The 18,261-nt window shown below is 55.4% G+C and carries 17 protein-coding genes; 3 read left to right on the top strand and 14 right to left on the bottom strand.

Annotated elements, in window-relative coordinates:
• Positions 1-201: 201 nt before the first annotated feature.
• Positions 202-2,451, top strand: coding sequence for a catalase HPII (gene katE, locus ACOT1A_RS20525; RefSeq protein WP_022647824.1), 2,250 nt, complete (start codon positions 202-204; stop codon positions 2,449-2,451).
• 92 nt (positions 2,452-2,543) lie between these two features.
• Here katE and chbG read toward each other — a convergent pair whose 3' ends face one another.
• The 7 genes from chbG to osmE form a co-directional block, all read right to left on the bottom strand.
• Entirely contained in the window at positions 2,544-3,293 is a 750-nt protein-coding gene (gene chbG, locus ACOT1A_RS20520) for a chitin disaccharide deacetylase (RefSeq protein WP_038415892.1), read from the bottom strand.
• An 11-nt stretch (positions 3,294-3,304) separates the two neighbouring features.
• Positions 3,305-4,660 (bottom strand): 6-phospho-beta-glucosidase, encoded by a 1,356-nt coding sequence (locus ACOT1A_RS20515; protein ID WP_022647822.1) that lies wholly within the window; start codon positions 4,658-4,660, stop codon positions 3,305-3,307.
• 109 nt (positions 4,661-4,769) lie between these two features.
• On the bottom strand, positions 4,770-5,615 hold the full coding sequence (chbR, locus tag ACOT1A_RS20510) for a transcriptional regulator ChbR (RefSeq protein WP_255248587.1): 846 nt from the start codon (positions 5,613-5,615) through the stop codon (positions 4,770-4,772).
• Between the two features lie 2 nt (positions 5,616-5,617).
• Positions 5,618-5,965: a PTS N,N'-diacetylchitobiose transporter subunit IIA gene (gene chbA / locus ACOT1A_RS20505; RefSeq protein ID WP_022647820.1), complete on the bottom strand. Its 348-nt coding sequence runs from the start codon at positions 5,963-5,965 to the stop codon at positions 5,618-5,620.
• Positions 5,966-6,012: 47 nt separating this feature from the next.
• Positions 6,013-7,371, bottom strand: a complete 1,359-nt coding sequence (chbC, locus tag ACOT1A_RS20500) for a PTS N,N'-diacetylchitobiose transporter subunit IIC (RefSeq protein WP_017384664.1) — start codon at positions 7,369-7,371, stop codon at positions 6,013-6,015.
• An 80-nt stretch (positions 7,372-7,451) separates the two neighbouring features.
• A complete protein-coding gene (gene chbB / locus ACOT1A_RS20495; protein WP_225303350.1) occupies positions 7,452-7,775 on the bottom strand; it encodes a PTS N,N'-diacetylchitobiose transporter subunit IIB in 324 nt (107 codons plus the stop codon).
• A gap of 275 nt (positions 7,776-8,050) precedes the next feature.
• Positions 8,051-8,395, bottom strand: coding sequence for an osmotically-inducible lipoprotein OsmE (gene osmE, locus ACOT1A_RS20490; protein WP_022647818.1), 345 nt, complete (start codon positions 8,393-8,395; stop codon positions 8,051-8,053).
• A gap of 231 nt (positions 8,396-8,626) precedes the next feature.
• On the opposite strand from osmE, the gene nadE reads away from it, so the two are divergent.
• The gene (nadE, locus tag ACOT1A_RS20485; protein ID WP_022647817.1) at positions 8,627-9,454 is read left to right on the top strand and encodes an ammonia-dependent NAD(+) synthetase; all 828 of its coding nucleotides are present in this window, start codon (positions 8,627-8,629) and stop codon (positions 9,452-9,454) included.
• A 115-nt stretch (positions 9,455-9,569) separates the two neighbouring features.
• Positions 9,570-10,448 carry an excinuclease Cho gene (gene cho / locus ACOT1A_RS20480; RefSeq protein WP_032624399.1) on the top strand — a complete coding sequence of 293 codons (879 nt, stop codon included), beginning with the start codon at positions 9,570-9,572 and terminating at the stop codon, positions 10,446-10,448.
• Here the strand turns inward: cho and ves are convergent.
• The 7 genes from ves to astC form a co-directional block, all read right to left on the bottom strand.
• Positions 10,426-10,983 carry an environmental stress-induced protein Ves gene (ves, locus tag ACOT1A_RS20475; RefSeq protein ID WP_022647815.1) on the bottom strand — a complete coding sequence of 186 codons (558 nt, stop codon included), beginning with the start codon at positions 10,981-10,983 and terminating at the stop codon, positions 10,426-10,428. The two genes, cho and ves, sit on opposite strands and share 23 nt — an antisense overlap.
• A 167-nt stretch (positions 10,984-11,150) precedes the next feature.
• Positions 11,151-11,645: an ATP-independent periplasmic protein-refolding chaperone Spy gene (spy, locus tag ACOT1A_RS20470; protein WP_022647814.1), complete on the bottom strand. Its 495-nt coding sequence runs from the start codon at positions 11,643-11,645 to the stop codon at positions 11,151-11,153.
• Between the two features lie 337 nt (positions 11,646-11,982).
• Positions 11,983-12,948: a succinylglutamate desuccinylase gene (astE, locus tag ACOT1A_RS20465; protein ID WP_276170320.1), complete on the bottom strand. Its 966-nt coding sequence runs from the start codon at positions 12,946-12,948 to the stop codon at positions 11,983-11,985.
• Positions 12,949-12,957: 9 nt separating this feature from the next.
• Positions 12,958-14,283: an N-succinylarginine dihydrolase gene (astB, locus tag ACOT1A_RS20460; protein ID WP_228338797.1), complete on the bottom strand. Its 1,326-nt coding sequence runs from the start codon at positions 14,281-14,283 to the stop codon at positions 12,958-12,960.
• On the bottom strand, positions 14,270-15,757 hold the full coding sequence (gene astD / locus ACOT1A_RS20455; RefSeq protein ID WP_276170319.1) for a succinylglutamate-semialdehyde dehydrogenase: 1,488 nt from the start codon (positions 15,755-15,757) through the stop codon (positions 14,270-14,272). The genes astB and astD overlap by 14 nt, the downstream gene beginning before the upstream one ends.
• Positions 15,754-16,788 carry an arginine N-succinyltransferase gene (gene astA / locus ACOT1A_RS20450; protein WP_126490625.1) on the bottom strand — a complete coding sequence of 345 codons (1,035 nt, stop codon included), beginning with the start codon at positions 16,786-16,788 and terminating at the stop codon, positions 15,754-15,756. Before astA ends, astD begins: the two co-directional genes overlap by 4 nt.
• Positions 16,785-18,005, bottom strand: a complete 1,221-nt coding sequence (astC, locus tag ACOT1A_RS20445; protein ID WP_022647809.1) for a succinylornithine/acetylornithine transaminase — start codon at positions 18,003-18,005, stop codon at positions 16,785-16,787. The genes astA and astC overlap by 4 nt, the downstream gene beginning before the upstream one ends.
• Positions 18,006-18,261 lie beyond the last annotated feature (256 nt).

The raw sequence follows: 18,261 nt of genomic DNA, 5'->3' as shown, positions 1-18,261 counted from the left end.
AAGCGACGGGTTCACTAAAGCAAATTCTTAAAGCAGGAAATTTCTATCATAGCCGATTCTCCCCCCGCCCGTCGCGCCTGACGTATCGCAGATGGCTCCTTTCGCTAATCAATATCTGAAAACGCTTAGTTCGCCTGCTAATTCTTAACATTGTTCTATCCTTAATAGGGTTTTTAGGAATGAACAAAGGAGAAGCGTGCAATGTCGAACAATGATAAACCACATCAGTCACCCATTCATGGGACTGAAGAATCTCAACCGGGAATGGACTCACTTGCCCCAGCCGACGGCTCACACAAACCATCACCGGGTCCTTCCGCACCGGGTGAACAGCCTACCGCCCCGGGCAGCATGAAAGCCCCGGAAACGGAAAACGAAAAGCTGAAATCGCTCGATCCTCACCGCAAGGGCGGTGAAGGCCATGCGCTGACCACGAACCAGGGCGTTCGCATTGCCGATGATCAGAACTCCCTGCGCGCCGGAACGCGCGGCCCGACGCTGCTGGAAGATTTCATCCTGCGCGAAAAAATCACCCATTTCGACCATGAGCGTATCCCTGAGCGTATCGTCCACGCTCGCGGCTCCGCGGCGCACGGCTATTTCCAGCCGTACAAGAGCCTGAAGGAGATCACCAAAGCAGATTTCCTTTCCGATCCGAATAAAATCACACCGGTGTTTGTGCGTTTCTCTACCGTACAGGGCGGCGCGGGTTCGGCCGACACGGTGCGTGATATCCGCGGCTTCGCCACCAAATTCTATACCGAAGAGGGCATTTTCGACCTCGTCGGGAATAACACCCCGGTTTTCTTCATACAGGACGCGCATAAGTTCCCTGACTTTGTCCATGCGGTAAAACCAGAACCACACTGGGCCATACCGCAGGGACAAAGTGCGCATGACACATTCTGGGACTACGTCTCCCTGCAACCGGAAACCCTTCACAACGTGATGTGGGCGATGTCTGACCGGGGGATCCCACGCAGCTATCGCACTATGGAAGGCTTTGGTATTCATACCTTCCGTCTGATTAATGCTGAAGGTAAAGCGACGTTTGTGCGTTTCCACTGGAAACCGGTCGCGGGGAAAGCGTCCCTGGTGTGGGATGAAGCGCAGAAGCTGACCGGACGCGATCCGGACTTCCACCGTCGCGAACTGTGGGAATCCATTGAAGCCGGTGATTTCCCGGAATACGAGCTGGGGTTACAGCTGATCCCGGAAGAAGACGAGTTCAAATTCGACTTCGACCTGCTCGACCCGACCAAGCTTATTCCTGAAGAGTTGGTGCCGGTTCAGCTGGTGGGTAAAATGGTGCTTAACCGCAACCCGGATAACTTCTTCGCGGAAAATGAGCAGGCAGCGTTCCACCCGGGCCATATTGTGCCGGGGCTGGACTTCACCAACGATCCGCTGCTGCAGGGTCGTCTGTTCTCTTACACCGATACGCAGATCAGCCGTCTTGGTGGACCTAACTTCCATGAGCTCCCAATCAACCGTCCGACCTGTCCGTACCATAACTTCCAGCGTGACGGGATGCATCGCCAGGATATCGATACCAACCCGGCGAACTACGAGCCGAACTCCATTAACGATAACTGGCCGCGTGAAACCCCGCCGGGGCCTAAACGTGGCGGATTCGAGTCGTATCAGGAGCGCGTGGACGGAACAAAAATTCGCGAGCGCAGCCCGTCATTCGGCGAATATTACGCTCAGCCTCGCCTGTTCTGGAACAGCCAGACCCCGATCGAACAGCAGCACATTATCGGCGGCTTCAGCTTCGAGCTGAGCAAAGTGGTGCGTACCTACATTCGCGAGCGCGTGGTCGACCATCTGGCGCATATTGATATCCAGCTTGCTCAGGGCGTGGCGAATAATCTCGGCATTACGCTGACTGACGAGCAATGCCATGCTGCACCGCCTAAAGACGTGAACGGGCTGAAGAAGGATCCGTCCCTGAGCCTGTACGCGGTACCTGGCGGGTCGATCAAAGGCCGCGTAGTGGCTATCCTGCTGAACGATAAACCGCGCGCCAGCGACGTGCTGGGGATCATGAGGGCGCTCAAGACTCAGGGCGTACATGCCAAACTGCTTTACTCACGCATGGGTGAAGTGACGGCCGATGATGGCTCCGTCCTGCCGATTGCTGCGACCTTCGCCGGGGCACCGTCCCTGACGGTTGATGCGGTGATTATGCCGTGCGGCGACGTTGAGAGTTTGCTCGGTAACGGTGATGCCGCCTATTATCTGCTGGAAGCCTATAAGCACCTGAAGCCAATCGCCCTCGCAGGCGATGCGCGGAAGTTTAAATCGCTGCTGAAGGTACCGGATCAAGGGGAAGAAGGCATTGTCGAAGGTGATAACATTGACGATGCGTTTATGACCCGGCTGTTTGACCTGCTCGCCGCGCACCGCGTGTGGTCGCGCAGCAGCAAGATTGACCAGATACCGGCGTAAAAAAAACCGGGTGGCGCTACGCTTACCCGGCCTATATTTCGACTGATGTTGTAGGCCCGGTAAGGCGAAGCCGTCCCCGGGCTTTATTTTGCTCACAAATCCCTGAACGTCCCCAGACGATACCCACGCTCGGCAATCGCATACTTCAACGACGCCGACGTTAGCACGTCCAGTTCCGCCAGACGCGGCCAGCAGTAGGCGCTCTTACGTACGATGTTATCGACAAACGCCGGATGCGCCATTACCTCAAGCGAGCGCTCCCCTTTTGCGGCGGAGGCATCCAGCACCTTCAGGAACAGCGCTTCGTCGATATCGTCGCCATAAAATGCGCTGCTGAACCCCTCCGTTGACGTCACCGCAACGTCCGGCAGTCCGCGCACCTCCCGATCCACGCGCATCGCCACGCCTTTACGTTTGGCAAATTCTGCCACAAGCGGGAAAATCGCCGGGATCATATGCACATGATGATGACTGTCGATATGGGTGGGCTCGCGGCCAAACACATCCACAAAGCGGTTAAACTGGCAGTCCAGCTCGCGGGCAATCTCATCAAGCGGCAAAGCGTCCTGCTCCGCCATTTCCCAAATCCATTTACCCAGCTGCCCGTCGCGCGTCAGCCCCGGCATCGGTGAAAGGGGCAACCCAAGCGTCAGCACAAAGTGCATGCCCACGCCCAGTTCGGGCAGCTCACGGCTTAACTGCGCCGCATGTTCCACCGCCTCACCGTTGATGAGCGCTGTTGTAGAGGTCACGACGCCCCGGCGACAGGCTTCGATAATGCCGTAGTTCTGCCCTTTTGACAGGCCGAAATCATCGGCATTGACGATCAGCAGGTTTTCCATCGCGCCTCCTCTTAACGGTGTGTGAGTTTCAGTTTCTCAACCGTTGCAGCAAAGTTTGGCAGCCATTTCTCATGCGCCAGGATCATCTCACTCGCGAGTTTTTCAGCGTCACGGTCAGAATGCACCAGCGGGCTCAGGTTCAGCGCCAGCAGCACGTCATTCAGCTCGCCGCTCAGGGCCGCATTGCTCGCCGCCACTTCAAAGCCTTTGATGGTGTGAATCAGGCCCATCACCTTATCGTCGAAGTGGGTAATGCGGGGATGCGGTTTTGCACCCTCGCGCCCAAGGATGCAGGTCATCTCCACGGCCCAGTCTGCCGGGATATTGTCGATGTGCCCATGATGCGGAACGTTCACATAGTGCTCGGCCTGCTTGTCATTGTAAATGGCGTTGATCACTTCACACGCGGCATCTGAATAGTATGCCCCACCGCGCTGCTCAAGCTCTTTCGGTTTGACGTTCAGGTTCGGATCTTTATACAAATCAAAAAGCTGCTTCTCTACTTTCTGTACAACCTGAGCGCGTGCGCCACCTTTGTAGTATTCGCCCATTTCAATCGCCAGCATCTCTTTCTGCTTGAAGTAGTAAAGCAGATACGAGCACGGCAGCAGATTCAGGGAGCGGATCAGCCCTTCGCTGAACGGCAGATCGAAGATGTTTTTCACCGAGGCCGCGGTCAGGCGACCAGAGGCAACGCCATCAAGCAGTTCCGCAAAGCGCGATTGCCCGTTCACAATCACATCTTTGATAAAGACCATGTGGTTCAGGCCGAACAGGTCAATGGACAATTCATCGTTATCGGTTAGCGCCAGCACATCGCGGATGAACATCTTCATGCCGATCGGAATATTGCAGACGCCGATAAAGCGTTTGAAACCGGTGTGACGATAGACTGCCTCGGTGACCATCCCGGCCGGGTTGGTAAAGTTAATCACCCACGCGTTCGGGCAGATCTCCTCCACGTCTTTAATGATGTCAAAAATGACCGGAATCGTACGCAGACCTTTAAACAGGCCACCTGCCCCGTTGGTTTCCTGGCCCAGATAACCGTGGCTCAGCGGAATACGCTCGTCCAGCTCACGCGCCTTCAGCTGGCCGACGCGCAGCTGGGTGGTCACGAAGTCAGCATCTTTCAGCGCCAGGCGGCGATCCAGCGTTTTATGCACGGTTAAAGGCACGCCTGCTTTTTCAACCATGCGTTTGCACAGTTCAAAAATAATATTTAGCTTCTCCTGACCTTCTTCAACATCCACCAGCCATAATTCGCTGACCGGTAATTCATGATAACGTTTCAGGAAACCTTCAAGTAATTCCGGGGTATAGCTGCTGCCGCCACCAATGGTTACGACTTTTAATTTCTTTTGCATAAACTCTCCCTTAGCTTATCAGGGTAATCGCCTGCAAGGTATAGCGTACTCTTCCCGCTATTTGGGCAAGCCATTACGTCAATATTCCTGGCGGATAAACCGCCGAAAGTTAATTAATTACCGTTAAATTTTTGCGGTAACTGTTCGGTGTGAATGAAGTCATTTTCTTAAAGGTTTTAATAAACAGGCTGGGGCTGCTGTAACCCGATTCGTAAGCGATATCGGTGACAGAGTAGTTAGTAATTTCCAGCTGTTTTTTGGCAAAATTGATGCGGATTTCATTAATAATTTGAACAGGCGTTTTACGGTAATAGCGCTGCGTGGCGCGCGTTAAATATTCCTGCGATTTACCCGACAGCGCCACCATGTTTTCCAGGGCGTTATCGCTGAACTGTCCTTTATCGTGCATCAGCTCCACGGTACTGCGCAGCCACTGAGGAATATCATCCACCACCTGCTGTTCTTCACGGTGATGGCGAAGACGGTTCATGACGTAGAACGTCACGGTTTCAATAAATTCATCAAATTCATTGTCGCGGAAATTCAGCGAGGCGATAACCGTTTCAATCCAGGTCATAAACTCATTTTTAACGCGATACACCTGTGACGCCACAAAGCAGAACGGAACCAGCGGCAGATAGTGCTTCTCGAAGAAACGCCTGCTCACCCCTACGTTAAGAATGCGCGTCGCACCAAACTCATAAAAGCTCTGGTGATAGGACCCCATCGGCAGGAAGACGAAATCGCCACGCTCAAGCAGGACGCGCTTACCGTTAATCTCCTGATAGTAGCGGCCGGTCAGAACAATCGTGAACTCGTAGTAGTCATGCTGGTGCAGACCGCTGGCGCTCTCCGTTTTGTTGTAAATCACCACGTGAAAATTCTTGCCATTAAACAGCTGCTGCTCATGTGCGGTTTTGATTTCCATCGTGCTGACCTCCTGGTGCCTGTTCAGACTTACTGCATCTTCTCGTGAAGCTCGATGAGCTCCGCTACCATCTCGCGCGCCAGCATGGAGGTCATCAGGTGATCCTGCGCATGTACCAGCACCAGACTCACTTTCATCTTTCCTTCGCCCTGGTCGCTTTCGATGAGTTTCGTCTGCACCAGATGCGCTTCGTTTAACGCCGTACGGGACTGCTCCATCATGGTTTTCGCGGCAACAAAATCGCCCTGCTTAGCCTGCTTAAGCGCCGCATACGCCAGGCTTCGCGCCTGCCCGGAATTGATGATGAGCCCCATCACCACCTCTTCCAGATCGTTCACTGCGGTTTCTTCGGCAACGATACTCTCTAAATCTAACATCTTTAAGCTCCTTTACGCTGGCGCGGGTTGCCCCGCGCCGTGCAATTTTAGAATTTCAGTGCGAGGGCGATATCCTCCTCGCTCTCTTCTTCATCGATAACCGTTGCAGCCTTGTTCGCAATCGCCACGAACGGCATGTAGAGCAGGGTTGCAATCCCGAGGTTGAATATCGCCAGCAGGAAGGCGGCCACGCTACCGTTGGTGTTGAAGAACGCGCCCAGACCAGCTGGCATCGTCCACGGCGCAATGTTGGTCACCGGCGGGATAATGCCCAGGTAATACGCCGTCAGCGTAATCGCGGCCAGCAGCGGCTGAACCAGGATGAATGGAATGAACATCACCGGGTTCATGATAATTGGCAGACCAAACAGGATCGGCTCGTTAATCTGGAAGATGCCTGACGGCAGGGCCAGCTTCGCAACCTGACGATGGTCGGCGCGGCGAGAGACAATAAAGACCGCGATGATCAGACCCAGCGTCGCCCCGGTACCGCCCAGGAAGATATAGGAGTCAAGCATCGGCTTCGCCCACACATGGAAGGTTTTACCGGCCGCCAGCGCCGCATCGACGGAGCCGTACTGCTGGTAAAGCGCGACGTTTTCCAGTGCCCACGGGGTCATAATACCGCTGTCCAGCGCCGCCAGTGCCAGTGAACCATGCACGCCGAAGAACCACAGCAGGGAGGTAAAGATGACATACGCCCAACCGACCACGCTACCCATCGACGCCAGCGGCGTTGAGATAGAGTCCATAATGATCTGGTGGAAGTTAGTCCCCCAGTGAGAGAGCGCCCAGGCAATAATCCCCATGATGGAGAGAATAATGAAGCCCGGTATCAACGCGGAAAATGAACGAGAAACGGAGGCCGGAACGCTATCCGGCAAGCGGATAACCCAGTTGCGGCGAATGATAAAGGTGAACATTTCGGCCACCACCAGTCCGATAATAATACCGGAAATGATGTTTGCCCCACCCAGCCAGTTGGCGCCCACGGCGTAAGCGTCGCCCACACTGTACGGCGTGACGGTCATAAACGCGGCAATGGACAGTAAGCCCGCCGCCAGCGGATCCACCTTACGCTCTTCCGCCAGCGCCATTCCAATAAAGAAAGGCGCCATTAGCGACATAATACCCAACGTACCGTTGTATACGTTGCCGCCAATGGCTTTTAAACCATTAAGGGTTTCAATAGTGGAAGCATCTAACCTAATTCCTAATGAATAAAAAAAGGAACCTTCTCCAAAGCTGAGAAAAACGTTGTTAATTAAAACGAACATTGCCCCGGCTAATGTCAACGGCATTAATTTAATAAAGCCGTTCTTAATGGCATTAACGTGAGGCTGCTTTCCTATTTTAACAGCAAAAGGAAGGAGTACCTTTTCAAGTGAAGCGATGACTTTACTCATAGGAAAATACCCTTAAATGCCGCAACGACCGTTACGGCGTATTGTGTGTGAAATAACTCTTTGACGGGAAAAATAAAAAATTAATTAGCAGCTTTTTTAATCGCCGCAACAGCAGCTTTTAATACACCTAAACCATCAATCTTGCCGTATAAAACGGAATCGATCACTTCGACCGGCTTATTAGGGAGCAAACGTTGAATTTCTGGCAGCATATAAGCGATTTGCGGCCCGAGTAAAATTACATCTGCTGTCTGGCCCTTTTCGCCCGCCAGCGTTTCCGGAAACGCCTCAATCACCACAGGGACTTCATATTTTTCGGCCTGCGCGCGCATTTTTGAAACCAGCAGCGAAGTGGACATGCCCGCAGAGCAGAACAAGTAGATATGTTTCTTTTCCATGATAATTTCCCTCTTATTGGTCTGACCGCCGTCGCGCTATCACTCGACTCGCTATCCTGGCTGACGGGCAGTGTGCTGAACATTGTTTGTCGTTGAAGTGAGTATACGCAATGGTACAGGGAGGGGATAATTCTGGATAGACTCAAATTGTCTCTCATTGACCTGGCTTGTTGACTACCTTCACATTTCAGGCAAATATTTCGCGCTAAGAAATAAGATTTACGTATGCATAAAAAAACCGGCCATCAGGCCGGTTTGTTAACACTTTCAGGCAAGCGCGGTTACTGCGCCTTAGGTGCCTGTGGATCGGTGTCGTATTCAGCGCAGGTCTGGTAGCCCGAATTGATCACGTGACCGGTATCATCCAGGGCGACAAAGTAGGTTTCTGCCTTACCATTACGTTGACCCAGAATATAGGTCTGGCAGGTGCCACGCGCGTGGATCATAGTGACTTCTGAAGAAGGTTTACCGGCAATGGCTGCAACCTGGGAACGCGTCATGCCTTTTTTGACGTCTTTTACCACTGGCTGTGTGAACTGATCTGTGGTGCGATCGTAAGCTGTACACCCAGCCAGCATAGTCAGTACCGCCGCTGCGCTTAAAATTCCTGCTACGTTCTTGTTCATATTCCGTCCTCTTGTTTATCAGCGTGTTAACTAAGCATGGGATAAAAATTACTATTGTTCAACTTTGCGAGTTACGCCAGACGAATTTCGGAAAATTCTAATAAAACAACGATAAGCTGCTAAATCGCTGTAAAACAGTACACTCAAAACTGTGATCCTTGTCGTTTCCCCGACAAAGGGTTAGTTTTAACAGATCACACTTTCTGTTTGGTTCTGCATAGGGAGGGCGTAATGGCTCTGCAACAAGAAATTATTCAGGCGCTGGGCGCGAAACCTGCGATTAATGCCAATGAAGAGATCCGTCGTAGCGTTGATTTTTTGAAAGCTTACCTGTCCGCACACCCTTTCCTGAAGACGCTGGTACTGGGTATCAGCGGCGGTCAGGACTCCACTCTGGCCGGTAAACTAAGCCAGATGGCCATCACCGAGCTTCGTGACGAGACCGGTGACACCGCACTGCAATTTATTGCCGTACGTCTGCCGTATGGCGTGCAGGCCGACGAGCAGGACTGTCAGGATGCGATCGCCTTTATTCAGCCGGACCGAGTTCTAACCGTGAATATTAAAGGTTCGGTGCTGGCAAGCGAGCAGGCCTTGCGTGAAGCCGGTATTGAACTGAGCGATTTTGTTCGTGGCAACGAGAAAGCCCGTGAGCGCATGAAAGCGCAGTACAGTATCGCAGGGATGACCAAAGGGGTCGTCGTCGGCACCGACCACGCCGCGGAAGCCATCACCGGTTTCTTCACCAAATACGGCGATGGCGGCACGGACATCAACCCCCTCTTCCGCCTGAACAAGCGTCAGGGTAAGCAACTGCTGGCGGCGTTGGGCTGCCCGGAGCACCTGTATAAGAAGGCGCCAACGGCAGACCTGGAAGACGATCGCCCTTCCCTGCCGGATGAAGCCGCGCTGGGTGTGACCTATGACAACATCGATGATTATCTGGAAGGCAAAACGCTCGACGAAGGTACCGCAAAAATTATTGAAGGCTGGTATCTGAAAACCGAGCACAAACGCCGTCCACCCATTACGGTGTTTGATGATTTCTGGAAAAAGTAAAAGCAAAACGGTAACTCAGTTTTGCAGGCCGGGTAAGGCGTAGCCGCCACCCGGCTCTTTTTTAACCACCAAACACCTGCTACACTGTATGCCTGAACAGTATATGGAGCAGTATGTGAGCAGGCGTCAATCCGCCCCGCGTCTTGAGTTTGAAGCGGCGGCTATCTACGAATATCCCGAGCATCTTCGCCCCTGGCTTGAGGCGCTGCCTAAACAGCCTGGCGTCTATTTCTTCCACGGCGACAGCGACACCATGCCGCTCTATATCGGCAAAAGCGTAAATATCCGCAGTCGGGTGATGTCGCACCTGCGTACGCCGGACGAAGCGTCGATGCTCAGACAGTCCCGGCGGATCACCTGGATCGAGACGGCAGGTGAACTGGGCGCGCTTCTGCTCGAAGCCCGGCTCATCAAGGAACAGCAGCCGCTGTTTAACAAACGCCTGCGCCGCAACCGCCAGCTGTGTTCCTTGCAGGTTAACGCGGGAAAACCGCAGGTTGTTTATGCCCGGGAAGTGGATTTTTCGCATGAACCGAATCTTTACGGTCTGTTTGCCAACAAACGTGCCGCACTGCAAACTCTGCAATCCCTTGCTGATGAATTACAGCTTTGTTACGGCCTGTTAGGACTGGAAGCGACTACCCGCGGTCGCGCCTGTTTCCGCTCCGCGTTGAAACGCTGCGCCGGGGCGTGCTGTGGAAAAGAGAGCGTTGAAGAACATCATGCCCGGTTTATGGCTGGCCTGGCCTCAATCAGCGTCAACTGCTGGCCGTGGGAAGGCGCGGTGGCGTTGAAAGAGACCCGCGATGCGATGACGCACTATCACGTCATCCGCAACTGGCTCTGGCTTGGCGCGGTTGAAAGTCTGGATGACGCTGCCGCCCTGCTGCGCACACCTGCCGGGTTCGATCAGGATGGCTACAAAATTCTCTGTAAGCCGCTGTTAACCGGTAAATATGAGATAGTCATGCTCAATGACCCGGCAGCCAGGTAATTTCACTGAACAGCAGCGACCCCTTCGTTTCCAATAGACGGAGGGTATGGCTGCCCTCTTGCCAGCTGGCGCCCTGATCGGCGGTCAGTAATTTATCGCCCAGTTGCCAGGCGCCGCTTAATACGAACGCCACGCCACCGCGTGATGCGAAGGTAGTGAACGTCCGGGTAGCAACGCGCACCTTTGCCTGGCAGTGCTCCCGTCGGGTCATGACATTGAAATCCATCGACATCTGCCCCTCCGTGAGCACGGCTTTCACCGTCAAATCGCCCGCAAAGCCGTAAGGCTGATGGTGTTTCAGGGTATGGCAAAACGCCCTCCCCGCATCCAGCGTCACCTCGCCGCCTTCCAGCAGCGTAATCACCCGGTCAACGCCCGGAAACGCGGAGAATTCGCCGTTACTGGCGATGGAGGCGATGCTGGCCCGCCAGGAAAAATCCCGCGTCGCGGGAGGGAAACAGCAAATCTCACGCGTCTCACCCGCGCCGTTACGCCAGAGACTGACGGGTATTTTACGGATATCAAAGAATTCCATGACCACTCCTGAAGGACGCACCGTGCGCCAGGGCATTTTCACAGACGTATTATCGGCAACGGTAAGGCCAGACCTTAGGCATGGGGCAAAAGAAAAACCGCCGGTCCTGTCCACAGCGTTTTCGCTTGTGTAGACAGGAGCCCGGCGGTCTTAAGAGAGTGAACCGATTATTCGGCTGGTGCAGGCATTTTACCTTCCGGCGCTGCACGTTCTGTCAGACGCTTCTCAAAATTGGCATTAAATTGCTTTTTCTGTTCCGGCGTCAGAATGTTGTAAATCTTGTTCTGGGTTTCCATGTGGGCCAGCATGCGCGCTTTATGCTGCTCGGCCATTTTGTCGATCTGCGCTTCTGCTTTTGCTTTGTCGAAGCTGTCGCTGGCAATGATGTCATGCATCGCGCGGCGCTCTTCCAGCGGAGGACGTTTCATCTGGTCACGCTGACTTTTCCTGATGTCGCGGATCTGCTGCTTCTGCGCATCGGTCAGGTTCAGATCTTTAAACATCATCATCTCATGATGCATACCCGGCTTGCCTTTATGATGCATCATCATTTTGCCTTCTGCCGGCGCGGCGGTAGTGGTCGCGGTATCGGCGGCGAACGCCATGCTGGTAGCGCCCAGAGCCAGGGTAGAGGCAACAAACAGTGCAGTTAATTTACGCATAATGTCTTTCCTTACTTTCAGTTATTCTTCGGCGCTATGCCGTGTTGACGAGATTAACTTTACGGGGTTTATCGTCAATTAGTCAGAGCAACGGTAAAACAATGAAAGTATAAAAAACACGTTTTCGCCAATTATGGAGAAATTAAGGAAAAAGCGTGGAGAGATGAAACAAAAATATTCAACAGGATGATTTTAAAGAGATTGTGGAGGAGTATAGCGAAGTACCGTTTAATAATAAAGCAATTCTCCAGGAATATTCCGCAAACACTTCCAGAGCGCTTTTAACGTTAAGAAATTAATTCTTCGTTTCCCCTCCGGTCTGCGCGAGGGGAGACGATCAGGGCATTTTTTCCAGCATCAACCCGGCTCGTAAACCAAACGCGACTGACGGGTTAGGAAATAAAACATATTCCGTGGGGTTCTGTACCGCATAGCGCGTCTCACCATCTTCCGCCAGCAGGACGCCCTGGCGAAACGGCGTGAAGTTCAGCGTATGGGGCGCCATATGAAGCTGGAAAGCTTCACTTTGACGCGTGATCTGCTGTACGACCCGATAGCGCACGACGGGTTCCCGGGTGGGTTCCGGCGCAACCCCTGCGAGCAACGCCCGAAGCGCCTGATGCGTAGGGGTAAAACGCGTCAGGTCGTTTTGCCCGAACGGCAGCGCTTTTCCCAGCTCCAGCGTGCAGGACAGCGCGCCGAAATTCTCGCAGGTGAAGTGGGTAAACGTGCCGCCCGGCGTCTGGTGGAAAACCAGCGCTTCCAGTCCCGCGTCGCCAAGCCAGGTCAGAAACGCCTCATCCCACGGCTGATGGCGCTGCGGTAACACGCCAAAACGTACGTGGTACGAGGCGCGGATGGCGGTATGCAGATCGAGGTGCCAGCGCGTCTCCCCCGCCCCGGCAAAAAACGCCGTGACCACCTTCTCCAGCCATTGCGCACGTGTCGTTTCATCACTCTGTGGAAATTGCGCCCAGCGGCCACCAAACATTCGGTTGATGTCGCTCACGAGATACCGTTTGTTTTGCGCCAGCGCAGGCGGATTTCCCAGTGCCACCAGCAGACGGCAGTGCAGCGTGATCTCTGCGCGATAAAGCGCGCGCAGCAACAGATCGACAATCTCCACGGGCGCGGTTTCATTCCCGTGAATGCCGGTAGAAAGCAGCAGCGACAGGTTATATTGCCCCGTCGGCGTCAGTTCAAGCACGCCCGGCCCCAGCCATCGCCAGTGGAACGAAGGGCCTTCCCCCTCGTGCCGCTCCGGTGTCTCTTCAGCCAGCGTCAGCGCCAGAAAGTTTTCCATATCGTCTCCTTAGCGCTGGAACGGATAAACCGCTCCCAGTTGCAGGATGGTCGATAATGCATCCAGCGCCTCGCGGCCTTCGCGCAGCAGCTGCGGATCAACCAGATCGGCCTGAACCAGACGGTCACGATAGTAGCGGTCCACCCAGTCATTGAGGGTATTGAACAGCGTGTCGTTCATCATCACCGACGGATTCACGGCCTGCATTTCCTCCGGCGTTAACACCACGCGCAGTCGCAGGCACGCCGGTCCCCCGCCGTTAGCCATACTTTCCCGCAGATCAAACACGCGCAGTTCATCAATCGGGTTATCCGCCTGCACCAGTTCGCTGAGATAGCGCCAGACACCCTGATGGTTGCGGGACTCCTGCGGCAGCACCAGCATCATGCTGCCGTCATCCCGGCTCAGCAGCTGGCTGTTGAACAGATACGTTTCGACCGCATCCTGCACGCTTACCGCCTGCGTGGGCACCTGAATCGGCATAAATCCCGGCACGCGTTCGCGCAGCGTGGCCAGCAACTTTTCCTGATGGGCAAACGCCTGCTCGTGGCAGAACAGCACCTGACGGTTGGAAACGGCAATCACGTCGTTATGAAACACGCCCTGGTCGATCACCTGCGGATTTTGCTGGGCAAAAATCACCTGAGTAGGATTAACCTGGTTCAGCCGTGCAACCGCCTGGCTTGCGGCTAAGGTTTGTCTCGCCGGATAACGAACCGGCGCGGCGTGGCCGCCCTCTTCCCGTCCATAGATAAACAGCTGCAAGCCTGGATCGCCGTAATCGCCACCCAGACGGTTGTGGTTTGCCGCCCCTTCGTCGCCAAACATCGCGACCTGCGGCAGCGCCGAATGCACCTCAAAATGCGCATCATGATTAAAAATGGCGCGCAGCACGCGCCCGGTGGTCTCCGCTTCGCTGGCGCGGTGGAATTTGTTGTTCAGGTTAGCGACAGTCAGATGCACTTTGCCGTCCAGCGTATCCGCCGACGGCGCGACGGTGGCGGCATTCGCTACCCACATTGAAGAGGCTGAACTGGCCGCGGAAAGCAGCTGTGGGGACTGCGTACCGGCTTTTTCAACCACCTGTTCATCCGTACCGCTGAAGCCCAGCTGGCGCAGCACGGCCACGTTCGGCCGCTCCTGCGGCGGGATCACCGCCTGCGGGAAACCGGCATCGGACAGCGCCTTCATTTTCAATAGCCCCTGCTTGGCCGCCAGCTTCGGGTTCGAGACCTGGAAACGGTGCTTCGTCGAAGCTTCATTGCCGAACGACAGCCCGGCATAGTGGTGCGTCAGCCCCACCAGTCCGTCAAAGTTAACCTCACGCGCTTTCATGGGCGTCACCCTCTGTAAAATCCAGCCCCGGATTCAACGTCTCCGGCAGCGTCAGCGCCGGGGTTTCCAGGCTTGCCATCGGCCACGCGCAGTAATCGGCGGCATACCAGGCGCTGGCGCGATGGTTGCCCGATGCCCCTACGCCACCAAACGGCGCGGTGCTCACCGCGCCGGTCAGCGGTTTGTTCCAGTTCACGATCCCGGCGCGCGCTTCCAGCAGCAGCTGGTCGAATTTCTCGCGATGCGGGGATATCAGGCCGCTCGACAGGCCATAGCGGGTGTTGTTGGCCATCTCGATCGCCGATGCAAAATCGTCATAGCGCCAGACGCACAGCAGCGGGCCAAAGACCTCTTCATCCGGCACGTTGCTCGTCGCACTCATCTCAATAATCCCCGGCGTCAGCAGCGATGTGCCCGGCAGAACTAGCTTCGGCTCCAGCAGGGTTTTCGCCCCGCGCGCCACGTGCTCCTGCCACGCTTTCAGCACGTTCAGCGCCGCCTGCCCGGAGATCAGCCCGCCGATAAACGGCTGCGGCTCGGTATCCCATTTCGCGGGAACCAGACGCCCGCTCACCTCCACCAGACGCTTAAGAAACGCATCCCCCTGCGCGCCGCGTTTAACCAGCAGGCGGCGGGCGCAGGTGCAGCGCTGTCCGGCGGTAATGAATGCCGACTGAATGGTCAGGTGGACCGCAGCATCGATATCATCCGGATCTTCCACAATCAGCGGGTTGTTGCCACCCATCTCCAGCGCCAGAATTTTTTCCGGCTGCCCCGCCAGCTGACGATGCAGCTGATAACCCGTTCCGGCACTGCCGGTAAACAGCAGACCGTCAATGTCGCTCAGCGCACTCAGCGCCTGACCGGTTTCACGCCCGCCCTGCACCAGATTCAGCACGCCCGGCGGCAGCCCCGCCTGCTCCCAGAGTTTTACCACCGCTTCTCCGGTTAAGGGGGTTAACTCACTCGGCTTGAAGATGACGGTATTTCCCGCCAGCAGCGCAGGCACAATATGCCCGTTCGGCAGATGCCCGGGGAAGTTGTACGGGCCAAACACCGCCAACACCCCGTGCGGACGGTGGCGCAGCGTGGCGGCGCCGTCCGGCATCCCGGTATGCTGCTCACCGGTGCGGGCGTGGTACGCCTTCACCGATATACCGATTTTATTGATCATCGCCGTCACTTCTGTTGTTGCCTCCCAGCGCGGCTTGCTGGTTTCGCAGGCAATGATGCGGGTCAGCTCTGCTTTATTGGCCTCCAGCAGCGCAGCAAATTTCTCAACCAGCGCCTGGCGCTCGGAGAATGGCCGTTTCGCCCATGCCGGAAACGCGCGGCGTGCAGCCTGGCAGGCCTGCTCAACCTGCCCGGCGCTGGCGTCGCTCCCCGACCAGAGCACCTCCTGGCCGACCGGGTTAGTTTTTGTCCGCGCATCACCTTCGCCCGTTACCCAGTCACCGTTAATCCATAGAGTCATGCTGTTTTCTCCTCAGGGCAGAGCCGCACCAGGCGAACCGTGTCGCCAGCGTTACATTTCAGGGCATCCAGGTGCGCAGCCGTCAGTACCAGACGCTCGCATGTTGGGTTGGTTCGCACCAGCATGGCGCGGAAGTTGGCGTAATTCTCGTTCGAGACCAGGCAGGCTGGCCACTCGCCCGGCGCGGGCTGGCCTTCTGAAACCTCAACCAGGCGGCTTTTTCGGATGGCGCGTACGCGGTCAATATCGCATTCCAGCGTCGGGCCGCCGTCAAAGATGTCGACGTAATTGCGGTAGCGAAAACCCTCTTTCTCCAGCACTGCACGGGCCGGGGCGGTTTGCGGGTGAACTTCGCCGATCACCGCCTGCGCTTCCGGCGTTAAGAAATGGGTATAAATAGGATGCTTCGGCATTAACTCGGCGATAAACGCCTTCTGACCGGTACCGCACAGGTAATCCGCCCGGCTAAATTCCATGGAGAAGAAGCGTTCGCCCAGGCTCTCCCAGAACGGCGAGTAGCCCGTCTCATCAATTACGCCGCGCATCTCCGCGACCACTTTTTCGTTGAAGCGGTCGCGAAAGGCGGCCATAAACATGAAGCGCGATTTGGAGAGCAGATAACCGTTACCCTCTTTGCGCCAGTCCGGATCGAGAAACAGGGTGCAGAGTTCGCTGGCGCCGGTATGGTCATTACAGAGAAAAAGCGTCGGCAGCGCGTTGTAGACGTTCAGCTCTTTCGAGGCGTGGACCATCGTGCCGACGCGGTAGTTGTACCACGGATCGTTGAGCCCGACGGCCACCTCGATGGCGCAAATCCCCGCCACGGTTCCCGTGTCGGTCTCTTCCAGCACGAACACATAGCCCTGTTCGCTTTTTGGCAACGTCCCCTGCCAGGTTTGCAGGGCGCGCTCAATGCGCGCCGACAGCGTTTTTTCATCGGCAGGCAGCGAGGTCAGCCCGCCCCCTGTCTTACCGGCAAGCTGCATAAGCCCGGCGAGATCGCCGTGCGCAACGGGACGGATGACCATCATGATGACACCCCGGACTTCACCTGTTCGCAGGCCAGCGCAAAACGATCTAACCCGGTTCTGACCTCTTCCTCACTGACGATCAGCGCAGGGGCAAACCGCACCACGTTAGCGCCGGCAATCAACACCATCACGCCCTGCTTTGCCGCTTCCTGTGAAATCAGCTTCGCTTTGCCAGCAAACTCAGGGGCAAGCTCACAACCTATCAACAGCCCCAGACCGCGGATCTCTTTGAACATGCCGGTCTGGTTATTGATGGCGGTAAGACGCTCAACAAACCACTGGTGACGCTGCTTCACGCCGCTAAGCACCTCAGGAGTGTTGATGATATCCAGCACCTGTCCGGCGACAGCGGTTGCCAGCGGGTTACCGCCGTAAGTGGTGCCATGGGTGCCCACGGTCATCACGCTGGCGAATGTATCGGTGGTCAGCATCGCCCCCACCGGGAAGCCGCCGCCGAGCGCTTTAGCTGTTGAGAGCACATCCGGGGTCACGCCATAGTGCATGTAGGCGTACAGCTCACCCGTACGGCCCACGCCGGTCTGGACTTCGTCAAAAATCAGGACCGCGTTATGCCGATCGCACAGCTCGCGCAGCCCTTGCAGGAACGCTTTCTGGGCGGGCATGACGCCGCCTTCCCCCTGCATGGGCTCGACAATCACCGCACAGGTGGTGTCGTCAATCAGCTCGCTGGCAGAGTGTAAATCGTTATACGCCGCATGACGGATATCCGGCGGCAGCGGCGCAAAATCCTGAGAATATGAGGGCTGACCGCCCGCACTGACGGTAAATAGCGTGCGGCCATGGAAGGCATTTTTAAAGGCTACGATGCCGCTCTTGTGCGGGCCGAATTTATCGTGTGCATATTTGCGCGCCAGCTTCAGCGCCGCTTCGTTCGCTTCCGCGCCGGAGTTACAGAAAAAGACTTTTTCTGCGAAAGTGGCGTCGATCAGCTTCTTCGCCAGACGTAACGCCGGTTCGTTGGTATAACCGTTGCCGGTATGCCAGAATTTCGCCGCCTGATCATTCAGCGCCTGCCGCAGCGCCGGGTTTGCATGCCCCAGCGCATTCACCGCAATCCCACCCGCAAAGTCGATATACTCTTTGCCCTGCTGATCCCACAGGCGAGAGCCTTCCCCACGTACCGGAATAAAAGCCGCCGGAGCGTATACCGGCATCATCCATTCATCAAAATTTTCACGCGTAACTGACAGAGACATAGCGACCTCATCCGGTAAATAAAAGGTTGTTTAAATGTTAAATAATTGAGTGTTTGCACTGTGAATGTAGATTGCAGCGTTCGTGCCAGCCAGCGATAAAAATGCATAAACGGATTTGGGTAACAGAATATCAATGAGTTACAATATGGAGTTATTCACTATTAATGCATAAATAGTGAATATTTTTACAGCAAGCGGCGCTTTGCCGCACGAAAACAAGAAAGAGTATGCACATGCCAAATATAATTCTGGAATT

It is taken from the genome of Enterobacter cloacae complex sp. SYL003, from assembly GCF_049236925.1.
GTDB classification, from domain to species: domain Bacteria; phylum Pseudomonadota; class Gammaproteobacteria; order Enterobacterales; family Enterobacteriaceae; genus Enterobacter; species Enterobacter intestinihominis.
This window is presented reverse-complemented; position numbering and strand designations above follow the sequence as displayed.